This window comes from Stenotrophomonas sp. STEN009 (assembly GCF_056760395.1).
In genome coordinates, this window is sequence record NZ_JBRRES010000030.1 from 13059 (window position 1) to 30406 (window position 17348).

21 protein-coding genes are annotated in these 17348 nt (G+C 67.5%); 9 read left to right on the forward strand and 12 right to left on the reverse strand.

The features are described from left to right. Positions 1 to 3 precede the first annotated feature (3 nt). Both ACVOMM_RS14030 and ACVOMM_RS14035 read right to left on the reverse strand, forming a co-directional pair. Positions 4 to 1188: an MFS transporter gene (locus ACVOMM_RS14030; RefSeq protein ID WP_481526390.1), complete on the reverse strand. Its 1185-nt coding sequence runs from the start codon at positions 1186 to 1188 to the stop codon at positions 4 to 6. Further along, a complete protein-coding gene (locus ACVOMM_RS14035; protein WP_180875805.1) occupies positions 1185 to 2363 on the reverse strand; it encodes a serine hydrolase domain-containing protein in 1179 nt (392 codons plus the stop codon). Before ACVOMM_RS14035 ends, ACVOMM_RS14030 begins: the two co-directional genes overlap by 4 nt. 197 nt (positions 2364 to 2560) lie before the next feature. On the opposite strand from ACVOMM_RS14035, the gene ACVOMM_RS14040 reads away from it, so the two are divergent. Next, positions 2561 to 3460 (forward strand): LysR family transcriptional regulator, encoded by a 900-nt coding sequence (locus ACVOMM_RS14040; protein ID WP_053518823.1) that lies wholly within the window; start codon positions 2561 to 2563, stop codon positions 3458 to 3460. A 163-nt stretch (positions 3461 to 3623) separates the two neighbouring features. Next, entirely contained in the window at positions 3624 to 5234 is a 1611-nt protein-coding gene (locus ACVOMM_RS14045) for an ATP-binding cassette domain-containing protein (RefSeq protein ID WP_065182546.1), read from the forward strand. 10 nt (positions 5235 to 5244) lie between these two features. Here the strand turns inward: ACVOMM_RS14045 and ACVOMM_RS14050 are convergent, their stop codons facing one another. Then, on the reverse strand, positions 5245 to 6570 hold the full coding sequence (locus ACVOMM_RS14050; RefSeq protein ID WP_481526391.1) for a GTP-binding protein: 1326 nt from the start codon (positions 6568 to 6570) through the stop codon (positions 5245 to 5247). A 67-nt stretch (positions 6571 to 6637) separates the two neighbouring features. On the opposite strand from ACVOMM_RS14050, the gene ACVOMM_RS14055 reads away from it, so the two are divergent. Beyond that, entirely contained in the window at positions 6638 to 7015 is a 378-nt protein-coding gene (locus ACVOMM_RS14055; RefSeq protein WP_164151030.1) for a MerC domain-containing protein, read from the forward strand. 24 nt (positions 7016 to 7039) lie between these two features. On the opposite strand, the gene ACVOMM_RS14060 is transcribed toward ACVOMM_RS14055, so the two are convergent. Further along, positions 7040 to 7324 (reverse strand): metal-sensing transcriptional repressor, encoded by a 285-nt coding sequence (locus ACVOMM_RS14060; RefSeq protein ID WP_481526392.1) that lies wholly within the window; start codon positions 7322 to 7324, stop codon positions 7040 to 7042. 51 nt (positions 7325 to 7375) lie between these two features. On the opposite strand from ACVOMM_RS14060, the gene dmeF reads away from it, so the two are divergent. Then, positions 7376 to 8350: a CDF family Co(II)/Ni(II) efflux transporter DmeF gene (dmeF, locus tag ACVOMM_RS14065; protein ID WP_481526393.1), complete on the forward strand. Its 975-nt coding sequence runs from the start codon at positions 7376 to 7378 to the stop codon at positions 8348 to 8350. 27 nt (positions 8351 to 8377) lie between these two features. On the opposite strand, the gene ACVOMM_RS14070 is transcribed toward dmeF, so the two are convergent. After that, positions 8378 to 8662, reverse strand: a complete 285-nt coding sequence (locus tag ACVOMM_RS14070; protein ID WP_065175406.1) for a hypothetical protein — start codon at positions 8660 to 8662, stop codon at positions 8378 to 8380. Between the two features lie 85 nt (positions 8663 to 8747). Between ACVOMM_RS14070 and ACVOMM_RS14075 the strand changes: the two genes are divergently transcribed. From ACVOMM_RS14075 to ACVOMM_RS14085, 3 genes are all read left to right on the forward strand, one after another. Continuing rightward, positions 8748 to 9164 carry a hypothetical protein gene (locus tag ACVOMM_RS14075; protein ID WP_312555001.1) on the forward strand — a complete coding sequence of 139 codons (417 nt, stop codon included), beginning with the start codon at positions 8748 to 8750 and terminating at the stop codon, positions 9162 to 9164. 127 nt (positions 9165 to 9291) lie between these two features. Continuing rightward, on the forward strand, positions 9292 to 9681 hold the full coding sequence (locus ACVOMM_RS14080) for a hypothetical protein (protein WP_481526394.1): 390 nt from the start codon (positions 9292 to 9294) through the stop codon (positions 9679 to 9681). Positions 9682 to 9725: 44 nt separating this feature from the next. Continuing rightward, on the forward strand, positions 9726 to 10568 hold the full coding sequence (locus ACVOMM_RS14085) for a class I SAM-dependent methyltransferase (protein ID WP_481526410.1): 843 nt from the start codon (positions 9726 to 9728) through the stop codon (positions 10566 to 10568). Positions 10569 to 10571: 3 nt separating this feature from the next. Here the strand turns inward: ACVOMM_RS14085 and ACVOMM_RS14090 are convergent, their stop codons facing one another. Both ACVOMM_RS14090 and ACVOMM_RS14095 read right to left on the reverse strand, forming a co-directional pair. After that, complete coding sequence (locus ACVOMM_RS14090) at positions 10572 to 11540, reverse strand: polysaccharide deacetylase family protein (RefSeq protein ID WP_481526395.1); 969 nt, start codon at positions 11538 to 11540, stop codon at positions 10572 to 10574. A gap of 54 nt (positions 11541 to 11594) precedes the next feature. Beyond that, positions 11595 to 12191: a hypothetical protein gene (locus ACVOMM_RS14095; protein ID WP_481526396.1), complete on the reverse strand. Its 597-nt coding sequence runs from the start codon at positions 12189 to 12191 to the stop codon at positions 11595 to 11597. A 139-nt stretch (positions 12192 to 12330) separates the two neighbouring features. Here ACVOMM_RS14095 and ACVOMM_RS14100 point away from each other — a divergent pair, with 139 nt between their 5' ends. Beyond that, positions 12331 to 13074, forward strand: coding sequence for a hypothetical protein (locus tag ACVOMM_RS14100; RefSeq protein WP_481526397.1), 744 nt, complete (start codon positions 12331 to 12333; stop codon positions 13072 to 13074). On the opposite strand, the gene ACVOMM_RS14105 is transcribed toward ACVOMM_RS14100, so the two are convergent. Together ACVOMM_RS14105 and ACVOMM_RS14110 are read right to left on the reverse strand one after the other, a co-directional pair. Further along, on the reverse strand, positions 13071 to 13241 hold the full coding sequence (locus tag ACVOMM_RS14105) for a hypothetical protein (RefSeq protein ID WP_164972344.1): 171 nt from the start codon (positions 13239 to 13241) through the stop codon (positions 13071 to 13073). The genes ACVOMM_RS14100 and ACVOMM_RS14105 overlap by 4 nt on opposite strands. 20 nt (positions 13242 to 13261) lie before the next feature. Beyond that, positions 13262 to 14074: an alpha/beta fold hydrolase gene (locus ACVOMM_RS14110; protein WP_481526398.1), complete on the reverse strand. Its 813-nt coding sequence runs from the start codon at positions 14072 to 14074 to the stop codon at positions 13262 to 13264. A gap of 219 nt (positions 14075 to 14293) precedes the next feature. Here ACVOMM_RS14110 and ACVOMM_RS14115 point away from each other — a divergent pair, with 219 nt between their 5' ends. Beyond that, the gene (locus tag ACVOMM_RS14115; RefSeq protein ID WP_481526399.1) at positions 14294 to 14770 is read left to right on the forward strand and encodes a nuclear transport factor 2 family protein; all 477 of its coding nucleotides are present in this window, start codon (positions 14294 to 14296) and stop codon (positions 14768 to 14770) included. 47 nt (positions 14771 to 14817) lie between these two features. Here ACVOMM_RS14115 and ACVOMM_RS14120 read toward each other — a convergent pair whose 3' ends face one another. The 3 genes from ACVOMM_RS14120 to ACVOMM_RS14130 are packed head-to-tail and all read right to left on the reverse strand — an operon-like array spanning position 14818 to position 17344. Beyond that, positions 14818 to 15495 (reverse strand): GAD-like domain-containing protein, encoded by a 678-nt coding sequence (locus tag ACVOMM_RS14120; RefSeq protein WP_197571270.1) that lies wholly within the window; start codon positions 15493 to 15495, stop codon positions 14818 to 14820. Continuing rightward, a complete protein-coding gene (locus ACVOMM_RS14125; RefSeq protein ID WP_481526400.1) occupies positions 15492 to 16913 on the reverse strand; it encodes a polymorphic toxin type 15 domain-containing protein in 1422 nt (473 codons plus the stop codon). Before ACVOMM_RS14125 ends, ACVOMM_RS14120 begins: the two co-directional genes overlap by 4 nt. After that, positions 16889 to 17344 carry a PAAR domain-containing protein gene (locus tag ACVOMM_RS14130; protein ID WP_481526401.1) on the reverse strand — a complete coding sequence of 152 codons (456 nt, stop codon included), beginning with the start codon at positions 17342 to 17344 and terminating at the stop codon, positions 16889 to 16891. The genes ACVOMM_RS14125 and ACVOMM_RS14130 overlap by 25 nt, the downstream gene beginning before the upstream one ends. Positions 17345 to 17348: the final 4 nt, after the last annotated feature.

The window sequence follows — 17348 nt, forward strand, 5'->3', positions numbered from 1 at the left end:
GCGTTACGCCCAGGCCTTCGGGCGTGCGATCAGCCACGCCGCAGTTGCCGCCAGCAACAGCAGCGGCAGCCAGCCCAGATGGCGCGCGTCGCCGGACTGCAGCACCAGGCCGCCGGCCACGCCGCCGGCCGCAATGGCCAGGTTCCAGCCGGTTACCAGCATCGACTGCGCAAGGTCGGCCGCCGCGCCGGCGCGCCGCGCCAATGCCGTCTGGAACAGGGTCGGCACCGCACCGAACGCCATACCCCACACGATCGTCGCCAGCAGCAGTGCGGTCGCGCTCACCGGCCACAACAGCAGCGCCATGACGGCGGCGATGAAGCCCAGCACCGTGCTCCAGACCAGCGCATGCAGGTGGCGGTCCACACCCCAGCCAGCGATCGCGATACCGACAAGGGCCGCCATGCCGAACGCCAGCAGCAGGCGGTCCAGCCAGGCCCCCGCACCGGCCTGCAAGGCCAGAGGCTCGATGTAGGTGTACAGCACGTTGTGCGCGAGTACGTACAGCGCCATCACCAGCAAGGTGCTGCGCACGCCCGGCATGCGCCATACCGCAGCCAGCGACACACGCCGTCCGGAGCCGGCTGCGGGCAGGGCCGGCAGGGCCCAGCGCGCATAGACCAGCAGCAGCACCGCCAGCACGCTCATCAGGGCGAACGCCCAGCGCCACCCGATCTGCTGGCCCAGCAGGGTACCGGCTGGCACGCCCAGTGACAGGGCCAACGGCGATCCGATCATCGCCACCGCGATGGCGCGTCCCTGCAGCTCAGGCACCACCATGCGCGCGGCGTAACCTGCCACCAGCGACCACAGCAGGCCGCCACTGACGCCGGCCAGGAAGCGCGCCGCCAGAATCAGCGCGTAGCTGCTGCTCAACGCGGTCAGCGTATTGACCAGCACGAAGCCGGCGATCGCGGCCAGCAACAGGGGACGACGCGGCAAACGCTGGGTCAGCGCGGTCATCGGCAGTGCCGCCAGTACCGAACCCAGCGCGTACACGCTGACCAGCTGACCCACCGCCGCATCGCTCACACCCAGGCTGGCGCCCATCGGACGCAGCACCCCGGCCGGCAGTGTTTCCGTCAGCAGGGTGATGAAGGCACCGCCGGCCAGCGCCAGCAGGCCGGCCCAGGGCAGGCGCGAGGCCGCACCCGCGGGTGCGGCCGCATCGATCGCGTGGCCACTCATCGTGCAGCCTCCAGATCGGCGTAGATCGCATCGCGCAGTTCATCCACGAATGCACCGTCCATGCCCTCGTACAGCGTATTGGTCAGCGCCACCACGCTCAGGCCCCGTGCCGGGTCGACGAACCAGCTGTGGCCGTAGGCACCGCCCCAGCGCCAGCTGCCTGGCGCCTGCGGCGTTGCGCCGGCAACCGCATCGCGCAGCACGGCAAATCCCAGGCCGAAGCCCCAGCCTGCCGGCTCCGGCGGCCCCGCCTCACCCACCTGCGGCGTGCCCATCTGCGCCAGCAGCGGGGCCGGCAGCAGCGCAGGCGCCTGCCCGTCGCGCAGCGCCTCGAGCACGGTCATCAGGTCGTCGGCCGTGCCGACCAGGCCCGCGCCGGCCGACGGGTAGCGGCTGGCATCGGTGGCCCGGGCCAGGCTGTACTCGATACCGACCGTTTCCGGGAACACCGGCACGACCTCGCCCTCGCGCAGGCGGTGCGGCAGCGGGTCGTCGCTGACATAGGGCGTGGCCAGGCGGCTCGCGTCGCCAGTTGCGAAGGCGGTGTCGCGCAGGCCGAGCGGCGTCGCCAGCAGGCGCTCGAACAACGCCTGCAGGGTCTCGCCCGTTGCGGCTTCGGCCACCGCCCCGGCCACGTCCACGCCCAGCGAGTACATCCACTGGCTGCCCGGCGGGAACAGCAGGGGCACCTGTGCGATACGCCGCACGTTGTCGGCCAGCGACAGCGGATTGGCATCCATGCCATCACTGACGCCGGCGCGCGCGTAGGGGCCGTGCGCATCGGCTTCCAGGAAGCGGTAGCCCAGGCCGCTGCTGTGACTGAGCAGCTGGCGCAGGCTGATGGCCGGGGTGCTGCCGTCGGCGAGCGCCGGCCGGAAATCGGGCAGCCAGCGCTGCACGGGCGCATCCAGATCAAGCACACCCTCGGCGACCAGGCGCAGGATCACCACCGTCAGCAGAGGCTTGCTCACCGATGCCAGGCGGAACAGATGGTCACGGCGCATCGGTTCCCCGCGTTCACGGTCGGCCAGGCCGGTGGCGCTGGCGTGGCGCAGCACCCCGTGCACACGCACCTGCACGACCGCACCGACCAGCCGATGAGGGTGCACCTGCTGCAGCAGGCGCTGCACCGACGGCAGGGCGGGTTCAGTCACTGGGGAAAGAGCGGCATTCATGGCGGCAGTCCGTGGGAGGAGAGGCCGCCACCTTAGGCAGCCTGGACGCCGGCAAAAAGCCGGTTGCCGCTCCGCGCATCATGGACCGGGGAGTCCGCAATGGGCATGATGCCCGGAACCGGAAGGCCATCATCGCGCGTCAACGCGCTGCATCACGGTGTTGCATTCCCCCCGCCGCTCCCCTGCCTGCCACGCCCATGTCCGTTCTCGACAATCTCGCCAACCTGCAGACCTTCGTGCATGCAGCCGACACCCGCAGCTTCGTCGAAACCGGCCGCCTGCAGGGCATTTCCGCCTCCGCGGCGGGCAAATGCGTGGCGCGGCTGGAACAGGCCCTGGGCGTACGCCTGTTCCACCGCAGTACGCGCAGCATCACCCTCACCGCAGAGGGCCAGCTGTTCCTGGCCCGTTGCCGGCGCATCCTCGACGAGCGCGATGCCGCGCGTACCGAACTGGCGCAACCGCATGCCACGCCCAGTGGCACCCTGCGCATCAGCCTGCCGCTGGTCGGCGACCTCACCCTGCCGCTGATGGCCGAATTCATGGCGGCGTATCCGGACATCCGCCTCGACCTGGACTTCAGTGACCGCCTGGTGGACGTGATCGAAGAAGGCTTCGACGCAGTGCTGCGCGTGGGTGAGCCCAGCGATTCGCGCATGAACGCGCGTCGGATGGGGGTGTTTCCCCGGCGTGTCGTTGCCTCGCCTGCCTATCTGCAGCGGCGTGGTACGCCCCGCACCCCTGCCGACCTGCTGCAGCACACGCTGCTGCACTACCGCTTCCCCAGCAGCGGCAAGCTGGAACCATGGCCGATCCACTGGCCCGAAGGCGAACCCGTGCAGGAACTGCCCGTGCACATGGTCGCCAACACCATCGAAGCCCGCGTGGCCCTGGCCCTGCGCGATGTCGGCCTGGCCTTCGTACCCGTGCATTCAGTGCGCGATACGCTGGCCGACGGGCGCCTGGTTACAGTGCTGGACGAGTACGTGCACTCCTGCGGCACCTTCCACCTGTTGTGGCCCTCGGGGCGCCACGTACTGCCGAAGCTGCGCGTGTTCATCGACTTCGTCGGCGCGCGCCTGGACACCGTGCCGTAGCCACGCCGCGGCGCGACCGTTCAGCCACCGGCGCTATACTGGCCGCTCATTCCTCCTTGAGGCTCGCGACCGATGCGCCATTGATGCCGCCGTCTTCGAACTAGACGGCCCGACGCTTCCCGCCCCTGTGCGCAGGGGAGAACACGGCATCCATGGAGGTCGCATGACCGCACATTTCCTCACGCTCGATCGCGTGTCGTATCGACTGGCCGATGGCCGGTCGCTGTTTTCAGACCTGTCGTTTTCCTTTGAACCGGTCGCCACCGGCCTGGTCGGCGCCAACGGTGCCGGCAAGAGCGTGCTGGCGCGCCTGCTGGCGGGGCAGATCACGCCGGACAGCGGCGACGTGCACCGCAGCGGCAACGTGTTCCTGCTGCCCACGCCCGGCCACCCACCCCGTGGCAGCGTCGGCGAACTGGCCGGCGTCGGCCCGCAGCTGGCCGCACTGGCGCGGATCGAGGCTGGGAGCATCGACGAGGCCGACTTCGCCTGCATTGGCGAGCATTGGGATCTGCGCGAGCGGCTGGCACAGCACTGGCAGGCGCAACAGCTACCGGACGATCTCGATCCTGCGCAGCCGGCGGCCCGCCTCAGCGGTGGCCAGGCGATGCAGGTGGCGCTGTCCGGCGCCTGGGCCAGTGGCGCCGACTGGCTGATTCTGGACGAGCCCAGCAATCACCTCGACGCCCGCCATCGGCAGCAGCTCTACGCGCAGCTGCAGCAGTGGACCGGCGGTCTGCTGGTGATCAGCCACGACCGCGAGCTGCTGTCGCACATGCAGCAGATCGTCGAGCTGGACGCGCACGGCCTGCGTCGCTACGGCGGACCCTGGCAGCACTATGCCGAGGCACGCGCCGCCGAGCGGGACGCAGCGGACGCACAGCTTGACCACGCACGTGCGCAGCACCGGCGGCAGCAACGCAGCGCGCGCGAGCAGCACGAACGCCAACAGCAGCGGCAGGCACGCGGCACACGCGAGGCGAAGCAGGCCAACCAGGCACCGATCCTGCTCGGCCGGCAGAAGCAGCGCGCAGAAGCCAGCCACGGGCGTGCGCAGCAGATCCAGAACGAGCGCCTGCAGGCCAGTGCCGCGCAGCTGCGCGCCGCTTCATCGGCCGTGCAGGCCACACCCGAGCTGGCCCTGTTTGCAGGCGAGGGCGAACGTGGCAGTACGCGCCTGCTGCAGGCGACTGATCTCGTACTGCCGTACGGTTGCAGCCTGCCGTTGCAGCTGGAGATCCGTCGCCGGCAACGCATCGCCGTGATCGGCGATAACGGCAGTGGCAAATCGACCCTGCTGCGTGTGCTGGCCGATCACCTGCCCGCCCGCAGTGGCGCCGTGCAGCGCCTGGCGCCGCTGGCCCTGCTGGACCAGCAGCTGCTGGGGTTGTGCGGTACGCGCAGCATTCTGGACAGCGTGCAGGCCGCCAACCCCGCCGCCGATCCTGGCGAGCTGCGCACGCGCCTGGCGTTGCTGGGGCTGGATGCGCAGCGCATCCAGCGTCCCGCCAGCAGCCTCAGCGACGGCGAACGGGTGAAGGGCGCACTGGCCAGCGTGCTGTATGCCGACCCGGCACCCCAGCTGCTGCTGCTCGACGAGCCCGGCAATGCCCTGGACCTGGGGGCACTGCAGGCGCTGGAACAGCTGCTGGATGCATGGCCGGGTGCGTTGATGATGGTCAGCCACGACCGTCACCTGCTGCAGGCCTTGCGGCCCACGCAGGTACTGCAGGTAACAGCAGACGGTTGGCAATGGCACGACCCACGCCCTTGAACCCCTCCCGTCAGCGCTTCCACACCGGGAACGACTGAGGCAACTGCTGCCACAGCAGCGGGCCGGCGCGGAGCTCCTGGTCATCCAGCAGGCACGCGTCCAGTTCCGCGCGCACCGCGCGTTCATCCATGTGCACGCCGATCACCACCAGCTCCTGCCGACGGTCCCCCCATAGCGGATGCCACAGCCGCGCCATCGCGGCATGCGCGGCGCGATCCGGGAAGTCCTCCACGCCCGGCAGCGGAGCGCTCCAGCAGTTGGCCTGCTGGCGCGCCCAGCCCACATCGCTGTACGGCAGGGGCGTCGGCGGCAGCAGCGGCGTGGTGTCTTCCAGGCCTGCACGTACGCGATCACGCGCGGCGTACCAGAACCCTGCGGCCTGCGTGCGCGTTGCCGCGCCAACCGCGTTCAACTCGCCCACCCAGTCCATGCGGTTGGCCAGCCAGAACCAGCCCTTGCTGCGGATCACGCCGGGCATGCCACTGCGCAACGCGCGCGCGAAACGGGCCGGATGGAACGGCCGCCGTGAACGGTAGACGAAACTGGCAATGCCGTACTCTTCGCTTTCCGGCGTGTGCTCGCCACGCAGCTCCTTCACCCAGCCCGGTGCGCGCTGCGCCCGCTCGAAGTCGAAGCGGCCGGTATCGAGCAGTTCCGTCAGCGGTACATCACCGAAGCTGGACAGCAGCAGCTTCGCATCGCGGTTGAGGCCGCGCAGCACGGCCAGCGTGTCCTGCACCACCTCCTCCTCCACCTGGTCGATCTTGCTGACCACGATCACGTCAGCGAACTCGACCTGCTCGCAGAGCAGGTCGACCACCCCGCGGTCGTCGTCCGGTCCCGCCTGCTGGCCACGCTCGGCCAGGCGCAGGGTCGATCCGAAGTCGGCCAGGAAGGCACTGCCGTCGACCACGGTGACCATCGTGTCCAGCCGGGCGATGTCGCTCAGGCTGAAGCCCTGCTCATCGCGCACCGCGAAGGTCGCGGCCACCGGCATCGGTTCGCCGATACCGGTGGATTCGATCAGCAGGTAGTCGTAGCGGCCGCTGTCAGCCAGCCGCCGCACTTCCTGCAGCAGGTCCTCGCGCAGCGTGCAGCAGATGCAGCCGTTGCTGAATTCCACCAGCGTCTCTTCGGTGCGGCGCAGTTCGGCGCCACCGTCGCGCACCAGCTGCGCATCGATGTTGACCTCGCTCATGTCGTTGACGATGACCGCCACGCGCAGGCCCTCGCGGTTGCGCAGGATCTGGTTGAGCAGGGTGGTCTTGCCGGCCCCCAGAAAGCCGGACAGCACGGTGACGGGCAGGCGGCGGTCGGCGCGGGAAACAGTGTTCATGTCGGAGCGGTCTGGCTGCGGGAAAGAAATGTTACTGTATAACAATTGTTACGCAAGGAACCTCCCCATGAAGTCCCCTTCCCCCGCACTGCTCGATGCCGGAGCCCTCGCCCTGTCGAGCCTGTGCCTGCTGCACTGCCTGGCGCTGCCCCTGCTTGCCGCCGCGTTGCCACTGTTCGGCGCCTGGGCCCAGGCCGAATGGGTGCATCTGCTGTTCGTGGCGATCGCCCTGCCGCTGACCGGCTACGCCCTGTGGCGGGCCGACCGCCGCCATCGCCTGCCCGTCATGGCCTGGACCGCGGCCGGTCTCGGCCTGGGCCTGCTGCTGGCCGGCGCGCTCGAGCTGCCTTCGCATGCCTGGGAAACGCCGCTGACCGTCACCGGCAGCCTGCTGCTGGCCGCCACCCACATCTGGAACGCGCGGCGCCGGCACCGCCACTGCTGAGCATCGCCGACGGCCCGCTCGGCGTTACTTCCCGTAACGCCGCAACAGTTCGACCAGCACCTCGGCCTCCGCCGCCCGCTGCTGCGCGTCTTCAGCCCCGACCACATGCTCCTGCAGGTGCTCGTGCAGCAACTCCATCAACAGGCTGTGGGCCGCACCACGCACCGCCGCAACCTGCACCAGCACGTCCGCACAGTCGCCCGCTTCACCCTCGGGCCTGTCCAGCGCCTGCTCCAATGCCGCCACCTGGCCGCCAATGCGGCGCACCCGGGTCAGCAGCTGTTTTCGATTTCTGTGTACATGTGCCATGGGTGGATCGTATACCCTATGGGGGTATCAACTCCACCCGCCGGTCACTCCATGCATCTGGACACGCTCGCCGCTGCCCGTCGCCACGACCATCGCTTCGACGATGGCAATCCCCTTGCCGAACGCAATACCCGCCGCGCCCTGTGGCTGACCGTCGGCATGATGCTGGTGGAGATCGTCGGCGGCTGGTGGTTCAACTCCATGGCCGTGCTGGCCGACGGCTGGCACATGAGCTCGCACGCACTGGCGCTAGGCCTTTCGGTGTTCGCCTACCGCTGTGCACGGCGCTACGCGCACGACCCGCGGTTCGCCTTCGGCACCTGGAAGATCGAGATCCTGGCGGGCTATACCAGCGCCATTGCCCTGCTGGGTGTCGCCGCGCTGATGGCCGCGCAGTCCGTGCAGCGGCTGTGGGTTCCCGCGCCGATCCATTACGACGAAGCCATCGCCATCGCCGTGTTCGGCCTGGGCGTGAATCTGCTCTGTGCGTGGTGGCTGCACGACAGCCCCGGCCACGCGCATCATGCGCATGGGCACGACCACGCGCATCATCACGGGCATCACCACGATCACGTTCATGCCCCTTCGCATGGCCACGACCTCAATCTGCGCTCGGCCTACCTGCACGTGCTGGCCGACGCGGCCACCTCGGTGCTGGCCATCGTCGCACTGCTCGGCGGCAAGCTGCTGGGCCTCACCTGGCTGGACCCCGTGATGGGTCTGGTCGGCGCCGTGCTGGTCACGGTGTGGGCGGTCGGCCTGCTGCGTGACAGTGGCCGCATCCTGCTCGACGCGCAGATGGACGCACCGGTGGTGGCCGAGGTCCGCGAGGTGATCGAGCAGGGCCCATGGCCGGCACGCCTGGCCGACCTGCACGTCTGGCAAGTGGGCCGGGGCAAGTACGCGGTCAGCGCCAGCGTGGTGACCAGCGACGCCCGCCTTGATGCCGATACCGTGCGCCAGGCGCTGGCGATCCACGAGGAGCTGGTGCACGTGACGGTCGAGATCCATCACAGCCCGTCCTGATAGCGCCGAGCATCGCTCGTCCCGGCTTCAGAGCTTCAGCATCATCCGCAGCAGGTACATCAGCAACGGCAGCGCACTCAGCACCGCGCCCACGATACCGATCCAGGGCCAACGCTCGCCCCGCACCCGCGATGCCACCGCCAGCCCGCATCCCACCAGTGCCGAGCCCAGCACGCCCACCCCAAGGCCCGCGGCGATGCCATTGCCTCCCGCGGCCACCGCCGCCTGTGCCGCAAGCGTGCCTGCAGCCCACCCCACGACCAGGCCCAATCCACTGGCCACTCCGCACCACGGTGCCTTGCCCTGTGCCATTGCACGCGTCCTCTTGCCGAATTTCTGTACGGGCCACGCCCGGCTGCTGCCTACACTAGCCGCACCTGCCTCGTCGGGACATCCCATGCGCGCGCTTCGCCTGCTGCTGCCCGGTGCCCTGCTGCTGTTCACCGCCTGTGGTGGCGATGCACGGCTGCCGTTCTCTTCTGATGCCCTGCAAGGCTGCTTCGCCACCAGCCCGCGCAAGACCGCCGATTTCCGCATCGAGCGCGAAGGCAGCCAGTACTTCGTTTCCTTCAACCGCGATGGCCAATGGCAGCGCGACCCGAACGGGCTGCACAAGGCCACCTCCAGCGAGATCAGCCGCTACTTCCGCGACGATGCGGCTCAGATCGACAGCGCCTTGATCCGCATGGCCGGCGGCTTCGGCCTCTTCCACTTCAACAGCGGCGCCACGCTGAAGGGCAAGGCCAGTGACAGCGACTACATGGCGCTGATGCTGATCGGTGCCGGGCCGGTGTATGCGGTGAAGTGCGATTGATCGAAGTGCAGGGATTCAAGCGGATGAGGAAAGTTTCAAATTCGATCAGGCACAACTTCGGTCACAATCAAGATGCCGGATATTGTTGAGCCTACTGTCTCCGCCACCATGAAACGGAGACTCACACATGAGCAGACGCGCGCTGATCCTATGTTTAGCGACGGCCATGGCTGTACCTGCGTTCGCAGAAACACCCTTGAGTGTCGACAGAACCGAGTTGGACTCCAAGGGCGAGATCATCATCGTTCGTCGTACAACGTGGCCAGACTTCGACGGAGCACACATCCAGGTTGATCAGCATCTCAAGCCAGATGGATTTGGACGCCTGATCTATCGATACAGTGACCAGTCGGAAGCCACCAAGCTCTATCATCAGGCCTTCTGCGCCTCCATGGATATGGAACCGTCTGAGGGGGAAGGGACGATTGAAGGGCCGGCAGCAGGCTGGGTATGCACTCGTGAAAATGCCCCCGGCAGTTGCGTTGGGATCCAACACCGCTCTTTCTATCCTTCATGACAGCTGCGGTACCATGCCCTCCCCCGAACCGCCCGATGCCTGCCGTGCCCCATTACACCGGCCCCCTGCTGACCCGCGACAGCGCCGACACCCTGCGTCGCGCCCACGACAAGGGTGCACCCGAGTGGCAGGGCTCGCTTGACCTGGGGCGCAGCCAGGACAGCGTGGGGCTGGACGCGGAAGGCTTCCATTTCCGCGGCCAGCACTACCCGTGGCCGGGCAAGCTGAAGGACCGCACGCTGTACTACTGGGAGGGCGAAGACTTCGCTCCCATCTCACGCTACAGCGGTTCACTGATCAAACTGGTGCCTACCGAGTGGGGTGCGCCGACCTTCGAGATCGACGGCATCAAGATGCTGCCCACCTCGAAGCTGTCGCCGTTCGAAGACGCGCGCCGCAAGGTCGAGCTGGTTGCACCGGCGGGCAAGGCGCTGCTTGATACCTGTGGTGGGCTCGGCTACTTCGCCGCCTGCGCGCTGGAGGCCTGCGTCGACCAGATCCGCTCGTTCGAGAAGAACGCCGACGTGATGTGGCTGCGCACGCTCAACCCGTGGTCGCCCGATCCCGACTCGGCCGCTGCCGGCGGTCGCCTGCACTTCAGCCAGGGCGACGTCTCGCAGCAGATCGAGCAGATCGCCAGCAACAGCGTCGATGCGATCCTGCATGACCCGCCGCGCTTCGGCATCGCAGGCGAACTGTATTCGCAGGTGTTCTACGACCATCTCGCCCGCGTCCTGCGCAAGGGCGGCCGCCTGTTCCACTACACCGGCGCGCCCAACAAGCTCACCAGCGGCCGCGATGTGCCGCGCGAAGTGGCCAAGCGCCTGGAAAAGGCCGGATTCAAGGCCGAGCTCGCGCTGGACGGCGTGCTGGCGGTCAAGCGCTGAGCGCTACTCCGAATCCACCTTCGCCAGCGTCATCACCCACGCCGGCACCACCGGTTCGCCGGCATAGAAGTCCTTCGGCTTGCCCTCGGCCATCGCCCAGCGATGCAGCCAGCTCGGGCCGTAGCGGCCGTTGTAGCCTTCCGCACCGCGCGCATAGGCGGGGTCACGCATGGCTTCTTCCAGCGTGATGAAGCGGTAGCCGCGCCGCCGGGTGGCCGCCACCAGTTCGGCGAACGTGGCCGCGTTCAGTTCATTGGCATGCATCAGCCAGACCTGCGGCAAGGCATAGCCCAGCAGCGCCTGCGACTGCCGCTCGTAGTAGTCCAGCTTGTTGAGCATGTACGGCACATAGCCCTTGCGCAGCTGCGCCAGCGTAGCCTCGCGGGCTGCGGACGGCGGCTGTTCATTCATCACGTTGGCGTAGGCGAAGGCCCAGACCCATTCGCCGTTGTCCACCGTCACCGGCGCCACGCGGTACCCGTGGTCGCGGAAGAATCCGTCCATTGCCGCGCGGTCCTCGGCCGTCCGGCCCGCACGCAGATACGGATGGCGCATCCACTGTGGCCGCTGGCCGCGCTCGGCCAGCAGTGGCCGCAGCACCTGTTCGCCACGCAGGAAATCCTGCTGGAAGGCAGCCACGCCCTGCGCGTTGAGGTCCATGTGCGAATAGGTGTGGTTGCCCAGCCCATAACCCGCGTCGAGCCAATCGCGCAGCATCTGCACCCGCGCCGGCTGCACCTGGCCATCAACCTCCAGCTTGTTCTCGTTGACGAAGCCCACCACCGGCACATCGGCCTGGCGCAGCTGCGCCATCAACGCCGCATGGCGCGTCTGCAGATCCGCAGGCAGGATGGTGTCCACGCGCGCCCACGGCAGATCATCAATGGTCACCGCGATGCGCCGGTCCACCTCCGCGGCGTGCACCGCCAGCGACAACAGCAGCAACGGCAGGGCACACAGCCACGTACGCATGGACCATCCTTGTGTCGGCAGGAACGCCGACTGTAGCCCAGCGCGCGAGCGCCGTCAGCGCCCCTCTTCCGCAGCCGCGGCCCGCCACAGCGCAACACCGCCCACCATCGCGGCCGTCAGCAGCGCCACCAGCACCAGGGCCAGGTCATCCGGATTGCGCTGCAGCGGCGCGTGCGCGCGGGTGAAAATATGGAAGACCACTTCCTGGGCCTGCTCCAGCGGCATGCGTCCCTGCTGGGTCAGATCGACCAGACACGCCGTCGGAGACAGCCTGACCACGCTGTTCCACGCGTCTTCGTACAGATGCAGGGTCCACGCCGCCAGCGCCATGGCGCTGGCATGCAGAGCCATCAGCCCCAACGCGGTGGTGCGCAGGGGCCGCCGTACCCGGTGCCACCAATGCACGCAGATGGCCATCGCACCCAGCAGTGCGAGCACCATGCCCGCTACCGGCAACCACCGCAGTGGCTGCCAATCATCCAGCGCGCCGGCACGCGCCATCAACACTTCGGCCATCCGCAGTCGCGCCGCGGGGTCCGGGCCACCGCAGGCAGCCGTCACCGGCTCCAGCAACAGATCCACACGGTGATGGAAATGGCCTGCGGCCAGGCCAAGGCCCAGCACGGCGACCACCTGCAGCAGAAGCAACATCAGTCCCGGGGCGCGCGTGCGGCCCTGAGGGAACGGAGTGGATGTCATCGTTACACTCGTGTCGGCGGTCTGTCATCCTAACCAAGCCGATCACGGCTGTCGGCTGGCGGATGCGACAACACGTGTGCTCGGCGGTACGATGTCCACCGAGGAAGAACCGCTGCATGGAGTGCGCTGGATGCTGACGCTGTACCTGCTGGTGCATTACGGCACCGGCCTGTTGATGATCGCAGGGGCGGCCTACGCCGTGTCGCGTGTCATCCAGACCCAGCGCGCCAAGCTGCCACCAGTCACGCAATCCCTGCTGCCTACGGCCACACCACCGCGCCGTCGCGAACGCAAGGCACTACGGCGCCTGCAACGTCGTCATCCGCAGTGGAGCTACCACGTTGCCGCACCGGTTCCCCGCGCGTGGTACTTCATCGGCTGCATACCGATCTTCGCCACGGCAGCGGTATGGGCCGTCGTCATGCCGGACGGCGCACGCTTCCAGGTCATGGTTGAAAGCACCGTCGGCTACCCGGCGAGCATCGCCCAGGTGCGCCTGCCCGCATCCCGGCACGCCGCGCTGTTGCAGGCGTGGCAGCCTGTCATCGCACAGGGCGCACGCACGGTCGAGATGGACTACACCATCGGCCGCCCACCGCTGGCAATCCAGTCGCGCGATGTCCTGCCGGTACAGGTACGGCAGCAGGGTGACCTGCTGCAGGTCGCGTTCGCACAGCCGATGCAGACACACCGGCTGCAGGCCGCACTGACAGCGCGGGGCGCTCTGGCCGCCGGTGCGGTGCAGGTCCACCCACGCACGTTCGCACCTTGGCGCGAACGCGGTTGGACGCCCCTGCTCGCCCCTGCACCAGCGGGCCGCCCAACGCCGCGCTAACCGCGCGGCAGCTTGGCCGCCCACATGTTGTCGACCAGGTTCGGATAGGGTCGCCCGTTCTCCTCCGCGCGCTGCCGCGCCGCCTCCTTCTGTGCAGGCGACAACGGCTGCGACTTCTGGCCCTTCGGGTTGGGCTTCTTCCACGGTGGCGTGCGGGTCTGGCGCATGCGACGAGTGTAGAGGCCGGTTACTGCTTGAGGAAGTTCAGCAGCGCCAGATTGAAGTCGTCGGTGTGGCTGGTGTTGCAGCCATGCGGCGCGTTATGCAGCACCACCAGCTCGCTGCCCCGTATGGCACGCTGGGTGCGCTTGCCCGAGCCCTCCAGTGGCACGGTGGCATCACTGTCGCCGTGCAGCACCAGGGTGGGAACGCTCACCTTCTGCAGGTCGCGACGGAAGTCGGTAGTGGCAAACGCCTTCATGCAACCCAGCGCCGCCGCCTGGTCGGACTGGTGGCACAGCGCAATCGCCGCCTGGCGCTCGGCCTCGGTGACCATCAGCTTGCCGTTGGCGCTGAAGAAATCGCGGGTGAAGCCATCGAAGAAGGCTTCGCGGTCCTGTTCCAGGCCGGCGCGCATCTCGTCCGCCTTGTCCTGGGTCAGCGGGCCCTCCGGGTTATCGTCGGTGCGCAGCAGGTAAGGGGGCACCGCAGCCGCGAACACCACACTGTGCAGGCGCGACTCGCCGTGATTGGCGATGTAGCGCGCCACCTCGCCGCCGCCCATCGAGAAACCGACCAGCGTGACCTCCTTCAGATCGCGTTGCTCGATGATGCCGGCCAGATCGGCCGCCAGCGTGTCGTAGTCATAGCCGTCGGCTGGCTTCTCGGAGCGACCGAAGCCACGCCGGTCATAGCTGATCACGCGGTAGCCCGCATCCCGCAGGATCGGCACCTGATCCTTCCACGCCTCGGCCGAGAGCGGCCAGCCATGGATGAGGATGACCGGGCGGCCCTCGCCGCCGGTGTCTTCGATGTGCAGCCGGATGGGGGAAGCAGGCATGGGAACTCCTGGTGAAAGGATGGCACCAGCCTAGGCAGCGCCGCCTGTGGCGACCGTGAGGGAATCCGCCCGCGCCATGACATGCCCTACACGCCTGGCGCCCGACACCCGCACCCGGAATCCGGGCGTTCGTACCTGGCAGACGGGACTTCGTCGCACCCGTGCGCTGACCGCCCCCGCAGCGTGCCACTGTGCGCCCGACATCCACGGAGACGCGCCATGCTGTTCGCCCTGCCCCTGCTCGCCGCCGGCCTTGCCGCCAGCCCTGCCCCATCCGATACCCTGCGCGAGCAGATCCGCCAGGCCGATACCCAGCTGTTCGCGGTGGCGTTCGAGGCCTGCGATGCCGATCGGGCCGCGGCGATGACCACCGAGGACATGGAGTTCTTCCACGACAAGGACGGCAAATCGGCCAGCAGCCGCGAGGACTTCCGGCGCAGCGTGGCCCGCATGTGCGACAGCGCGCGCGAGGGCGGCTGGCGCCTGCGCCGCGAATTGATGGACCGTTCGCTTCAGGTGTTCCCGCTGCACGACGAGCGTGCATTGGAGATGGGCGACCATCGCTTCTACGAACGCGGCAAGGACGGTGTGGAGCGTTGGGTGGGGCAGGCGCGCTTCGTGCAGGTGTGGCGACGCGTGGACGGCACTTGGCAGGTGGAGCGGGTGATCAGCTATGACCACCGCGGCGTGGATTGAGGTTGGGGGGACATGCAGCGGAGGGCAACTCTGTCCCTCTGCTGCTTTCACAGCCCAAGGTCTTTCGCGTGCTTCACAACATCCACCATGACCCGGCGTTCACCCAGCTGGGCCAGGAACAACAGGTGCTCGGCGGCCTTGACCTTCTGCAGGTGATCCAGGCGGCACGGCCCACCGAGTGCGAGCGCCGGGACAAAGCCATACATTTCGTCGTGAGCCAGGGGGCCGAGCTGTTTCACTGCGCGATCAAAGAGGGGGTCGTCGTTGTCGTCGGCTTGCTCAAGCCCACGTTTGTCCTTGAAGGCCAGCCAGGTTGAAATCAGAAAGTCTCTCCTCCCTTCATTCATCCAGCTGGATTCATCAGATGGAAAGATTGTTGCCCATGGGCAGTTGATGGTCAGGCTACGGCCGGTCCTTTCTCCCCACAGATCCAGTTTGCCGAACGCACTACGGCCGATGACGTGGTAGCGATCAGCTGTATAGAACTCGGTTCCGTAGAGCCAGGCATTGAGGGCTTCCGCGTAGTCATCTGGATCGGTCACCCAGAACAGACCGCGCCCGTAGCCTGCAAAGCCGTACGCCTGCCAGTACTCCAGCAGCTTGTCGGGAACCTTACCCCGGTACTGCTGCAGCTTTGCCGGGGCAGCTGGCCGAGCGTCAACGGCCGGTCCAAAACCCTTATCCGAGTAGAAGTACTCGAATTCCTCATCGACCATCTTGATCATCTGCAGCGCTCCAATCCACCGTTCATCTTTGTGGCACGTCGCTCACCTGCCGGAACCTGCATTGCCGCGGCATCCAGGTCCTGAATGCGTGTGGTCTGCCCCTTCTTAGCATGATTCCATTGACGACCGATGGTGTGGTTGACCTCACCGTCGCCGAAGTCGGCGATGGTGTCCTTGCCACCTGCTACGAGATCGGGATTATGCAGGGCATTCAAGTTTCTCATCGTTTCCTCGGCATACGCATCGGCCAGTCGATCTGCCTCTTTCGCGGAGCCGACTGACGGCATGAGCTCTTTTGCTTTTCTAGCTTTTATCTCGCCTCTGAAGTCCTCTCTTGCCTGTTTGGCAGCCCTTCTATCCCGGTTCTTCGGATCAAACGCCTCACGCGCATTGAGGTAGTCCTCCACGCTCATGTCATTGAGCCCCTGCTCCTGCCCCTTCAACTGCCTGTCCATTTCGGGGTACTTGGACGCCGGAAGCTTCTGGGGGCTGAAGCAGGGTAGCGTTTTACGCGGCATGCGCCTGGGCAGCCGTGTGGTTTCCACGGTGCGGTTGCCATCCGGACGTCGGTTGCTGTCCGCCTGCCTCCGCTTGCGGTGCTTCAGCGCCCGACCCAGATCCTTGAAGGCCTCTTCTACCTCCTCCATCAAGTGCAGGATCTGCTTGCCCACGCGCGCCGTCGTCCTGCCTGCCTTCGCTGCGGCGTAGCCGAACCCACCCGCGCCACCGAGCTGCACCGTGACCGCGGCGAGCAGGATCGAGACCACCACGTCCAAGACGATCTGCGCACCGAAGCGCGACTCGACACGTACCTGCTCATCCGGTGGCAGTGCATTCCACCAGTCGCGCGCGAACGCGGGTAGCTGCTCGGTGATCGCCGGGTCTTCGATCAACAGGTTGAACATCGCCTTGGCCTCGCTGGCGGCGGCCATTACGGTGCCGCCGGCCGCGCGCAGCGTTGCGATGCGCTGGTCCAGCGCGTCGCGGTCGCCCATCAGCAGAAGGCGCGTCCATTCGCATATCTCGCGGTCGGTCGTGTAGATCAACACGGCCATGTCCACGACTGTTTCCACCGTGCCAACGACGTAGTCCCATGCGCCCTGCGCGCTGCCCAGCGCCTGGTTACCCTGCAACAGGCCCCAGCGCTTGAGCGTTCCCGCCTGCTCCCATTGCTGCCATTCGGGCGCGAGATCAGCATGGGTGCGCTGGACGATGGCATCCAGTGCCCGCTTCAGGCGCTGGCGCGCGGCCAGGATAGGCGAGTCGTCATCGTCGCCCTGCTCCGGCTGGAACAGCAGCTGTACCTGTTGCATCGCGCCGACCGTCACCTGCGGGATGCGTGCACGACCATTCTCGTCCAGCGTGCCGGTGTGCACGCTATCGTCGGCCAGTGTCAGCTGGAAGCCAACGCCACGCACCGGCGTGCGATCGAGGTCGCGTAGTGGTAGTGGAGCTCGATGTCCTGCCTGTGCGGCGTGGCCGCTGGGTGGGCTGTCGTGCCGGGCGCCACAAACCCCGCTGGCGCCATCGCGCCCTGCGGCGCGGGTGACGACGTCGCCGCCGACCGCGCGGGGCCACCGCCACTTTGCAGATGCACCGTGCTCTGCCGGGTCGCCAGCAGCCGGCAACCACAGGCCAGCGAATCGCCCTCGCGTGCCAGGGGTTGGCCTTCGTCGAGGAACGTCACATCGCCCGTGACGATGGCAAAGCATCCACCGTGCTTCGGACAACTCGCCCTGTCGCCCACGCGGGCGACGGCCATTCCATTGATGTCGGTGAAGGGTGAGCCCGTCAGCACCTCGCCACCGCCGGTCGTCCTGTCGCCGACGACGATTACTCTCCGTGACATGCAT

What these genes read in the sequence shown, in the direction of transcription:
- ACVOMM_RS14030 (WP_481526390.1), bottom strand. Translation starts at nt 1,188, where the DNA reads ATGAGTGGCCACGCGATCGATGCGGCCGCACCCGCGGGTGCGGCCTCG.
- ACVOMM_RS14035 (WP_180875805.1), bottom strand. Translation starts at nt 2,363, where the DNA reads ATGAATGCCGCTCTTTCCCCAGTGACTGAACCCGCCCTGCCGTCGGTG.
- ACVOMM_RS14040 (WP_053518823.1), top strand. Translation starts at nt 2,561, where the DNA reads ATGTCCGTTCTCGACAATCTCGCCAACCTGCAGACCTTCGTGCATGCA.
- ACVOMM_RS14045 (WP_065182546.1), top strand. Translation starts at nt 3,624, where the DNA reads ATGACCGCACATTTCCTCACGCTCGATCGCGTGTCGTATCGACTGGCC.
- ACVOMM_RS14050 (WP_481526391.1), bottom strand. Translation starts at nt 6,570, where the DNA reads ATGAACACTGTTTCCCGCGCCGACCGCCGCCTGCCCGTCACCGTGCTG.
- ACVOMM_RS14055 (WP_164151030.1), top strand. Translation starts at nt 6,638, where the DNA reads ATGAAGTCCCCTTCCCCCGCACTGCTCGATGCCGGAGCCCTCGCCCTG.
- ACVOMM_RS14060 (WP_481526392.1), bottom strand. Translation starts at nt 7,324, where the DNA reads ATGGCACATGTACACAGAAATCGAAAACAGCTGCTGACCCGGGTGCGC.
- dmeF (WP_481526393.1), top strand. Translation starts at nt 7,376, where the DNA reads ATGCATCTGGACACGCTCGCCGCTGCCCGTCGCCACGACCATCGCTTC.
- ACVOMM_RS14070 (WP_065175406.1), bottom strand. Translation starts at nt 8,662, where the DNA reads ATGGCACAGGGCAAGGCACCGTGGTGCGGAGTGGCCAGTGGATTGGGC.
- ACVOMM_RS14075 (WP_312555001.1), top strand. Translation starts at nt 8,748, where the DNA reads ATGCGCGCGCTTCGCCTGCTGCTGCCCGGTGCCCTGCTGCTGTTCACC.
- ACVOMM_RS14080 (WP_481526394.1), top strand. Translation starts at nt 9,292, where the DNA reads ATGAGCAGACGCGCGCTGATCCTATGTTTAGCGACGGCCATGGCTGTA.
- ACVOMM_RS14090 (WP_481526395.1), bottom strand. Translation starts at nt 11,540, where the DNA reads ATGCGTACGTGGCTGTGTGCCCTGCCGTTGCTGCTGTTGTCGCTGGCG.
- ACVOMM_RS14095 (WP_481526396.1), bottom strand. Translation starts at nt 12,191, where the DNA reads ATGTTGCTTCTGCTGCAGGTGGTCGCCGTGCTGGGCCTTGGCCTGGCC.
- ACVOMM_RS14100 (WP_481526397.1), top strand. Translation starts at nt 12,331, where the DNA reads ATGTCCACCGAGGAAGAACCGCTGCATGGAGTGCGCTGGATGCTGACG.
- ACVOMM_RS14105 (WP_164972344.1), bottom strand. Translation starts at nt 13,241, where the DNA reads ATGCGCCAGACCCGCACGCCACCGTGGAAGAAGCCCAACCCGAAGGGC.
- ACVOMM_RS14110 (WP_481526398.1), bottom strand. Translation starts at nt 14,074, where the DNA reads ATGCCTGCTTCCCCCATCCGGCTGCACATCGAAGACACCGGCGGCGAG.
- ACVOMM_RS14115 (WP_481526399.1), top strand. Translation starts at nt 14,294, where the DNA reads ATGCTGTTCGCCCTGCCCCTGCTCGCCGCCGGCCTTGCCGCCAGCCCT.
- ACVOMM_RS14120 (WP_197571270.1), bottom strand. Translation starts at nt 15,495, where the DNA reads ATGATCAAGATGGTCGATGAGGAATTCGAGTACTTCTACTCGGATAAG.
- ACVOMM_RS14130 (WP_481526401.1), bottom strand. Translation starts at nt 17,344, where the DNA reads ATGTCACGGAGAGTAATCGTCGTCGGCGACAGGACGACCGGCGGTGGC.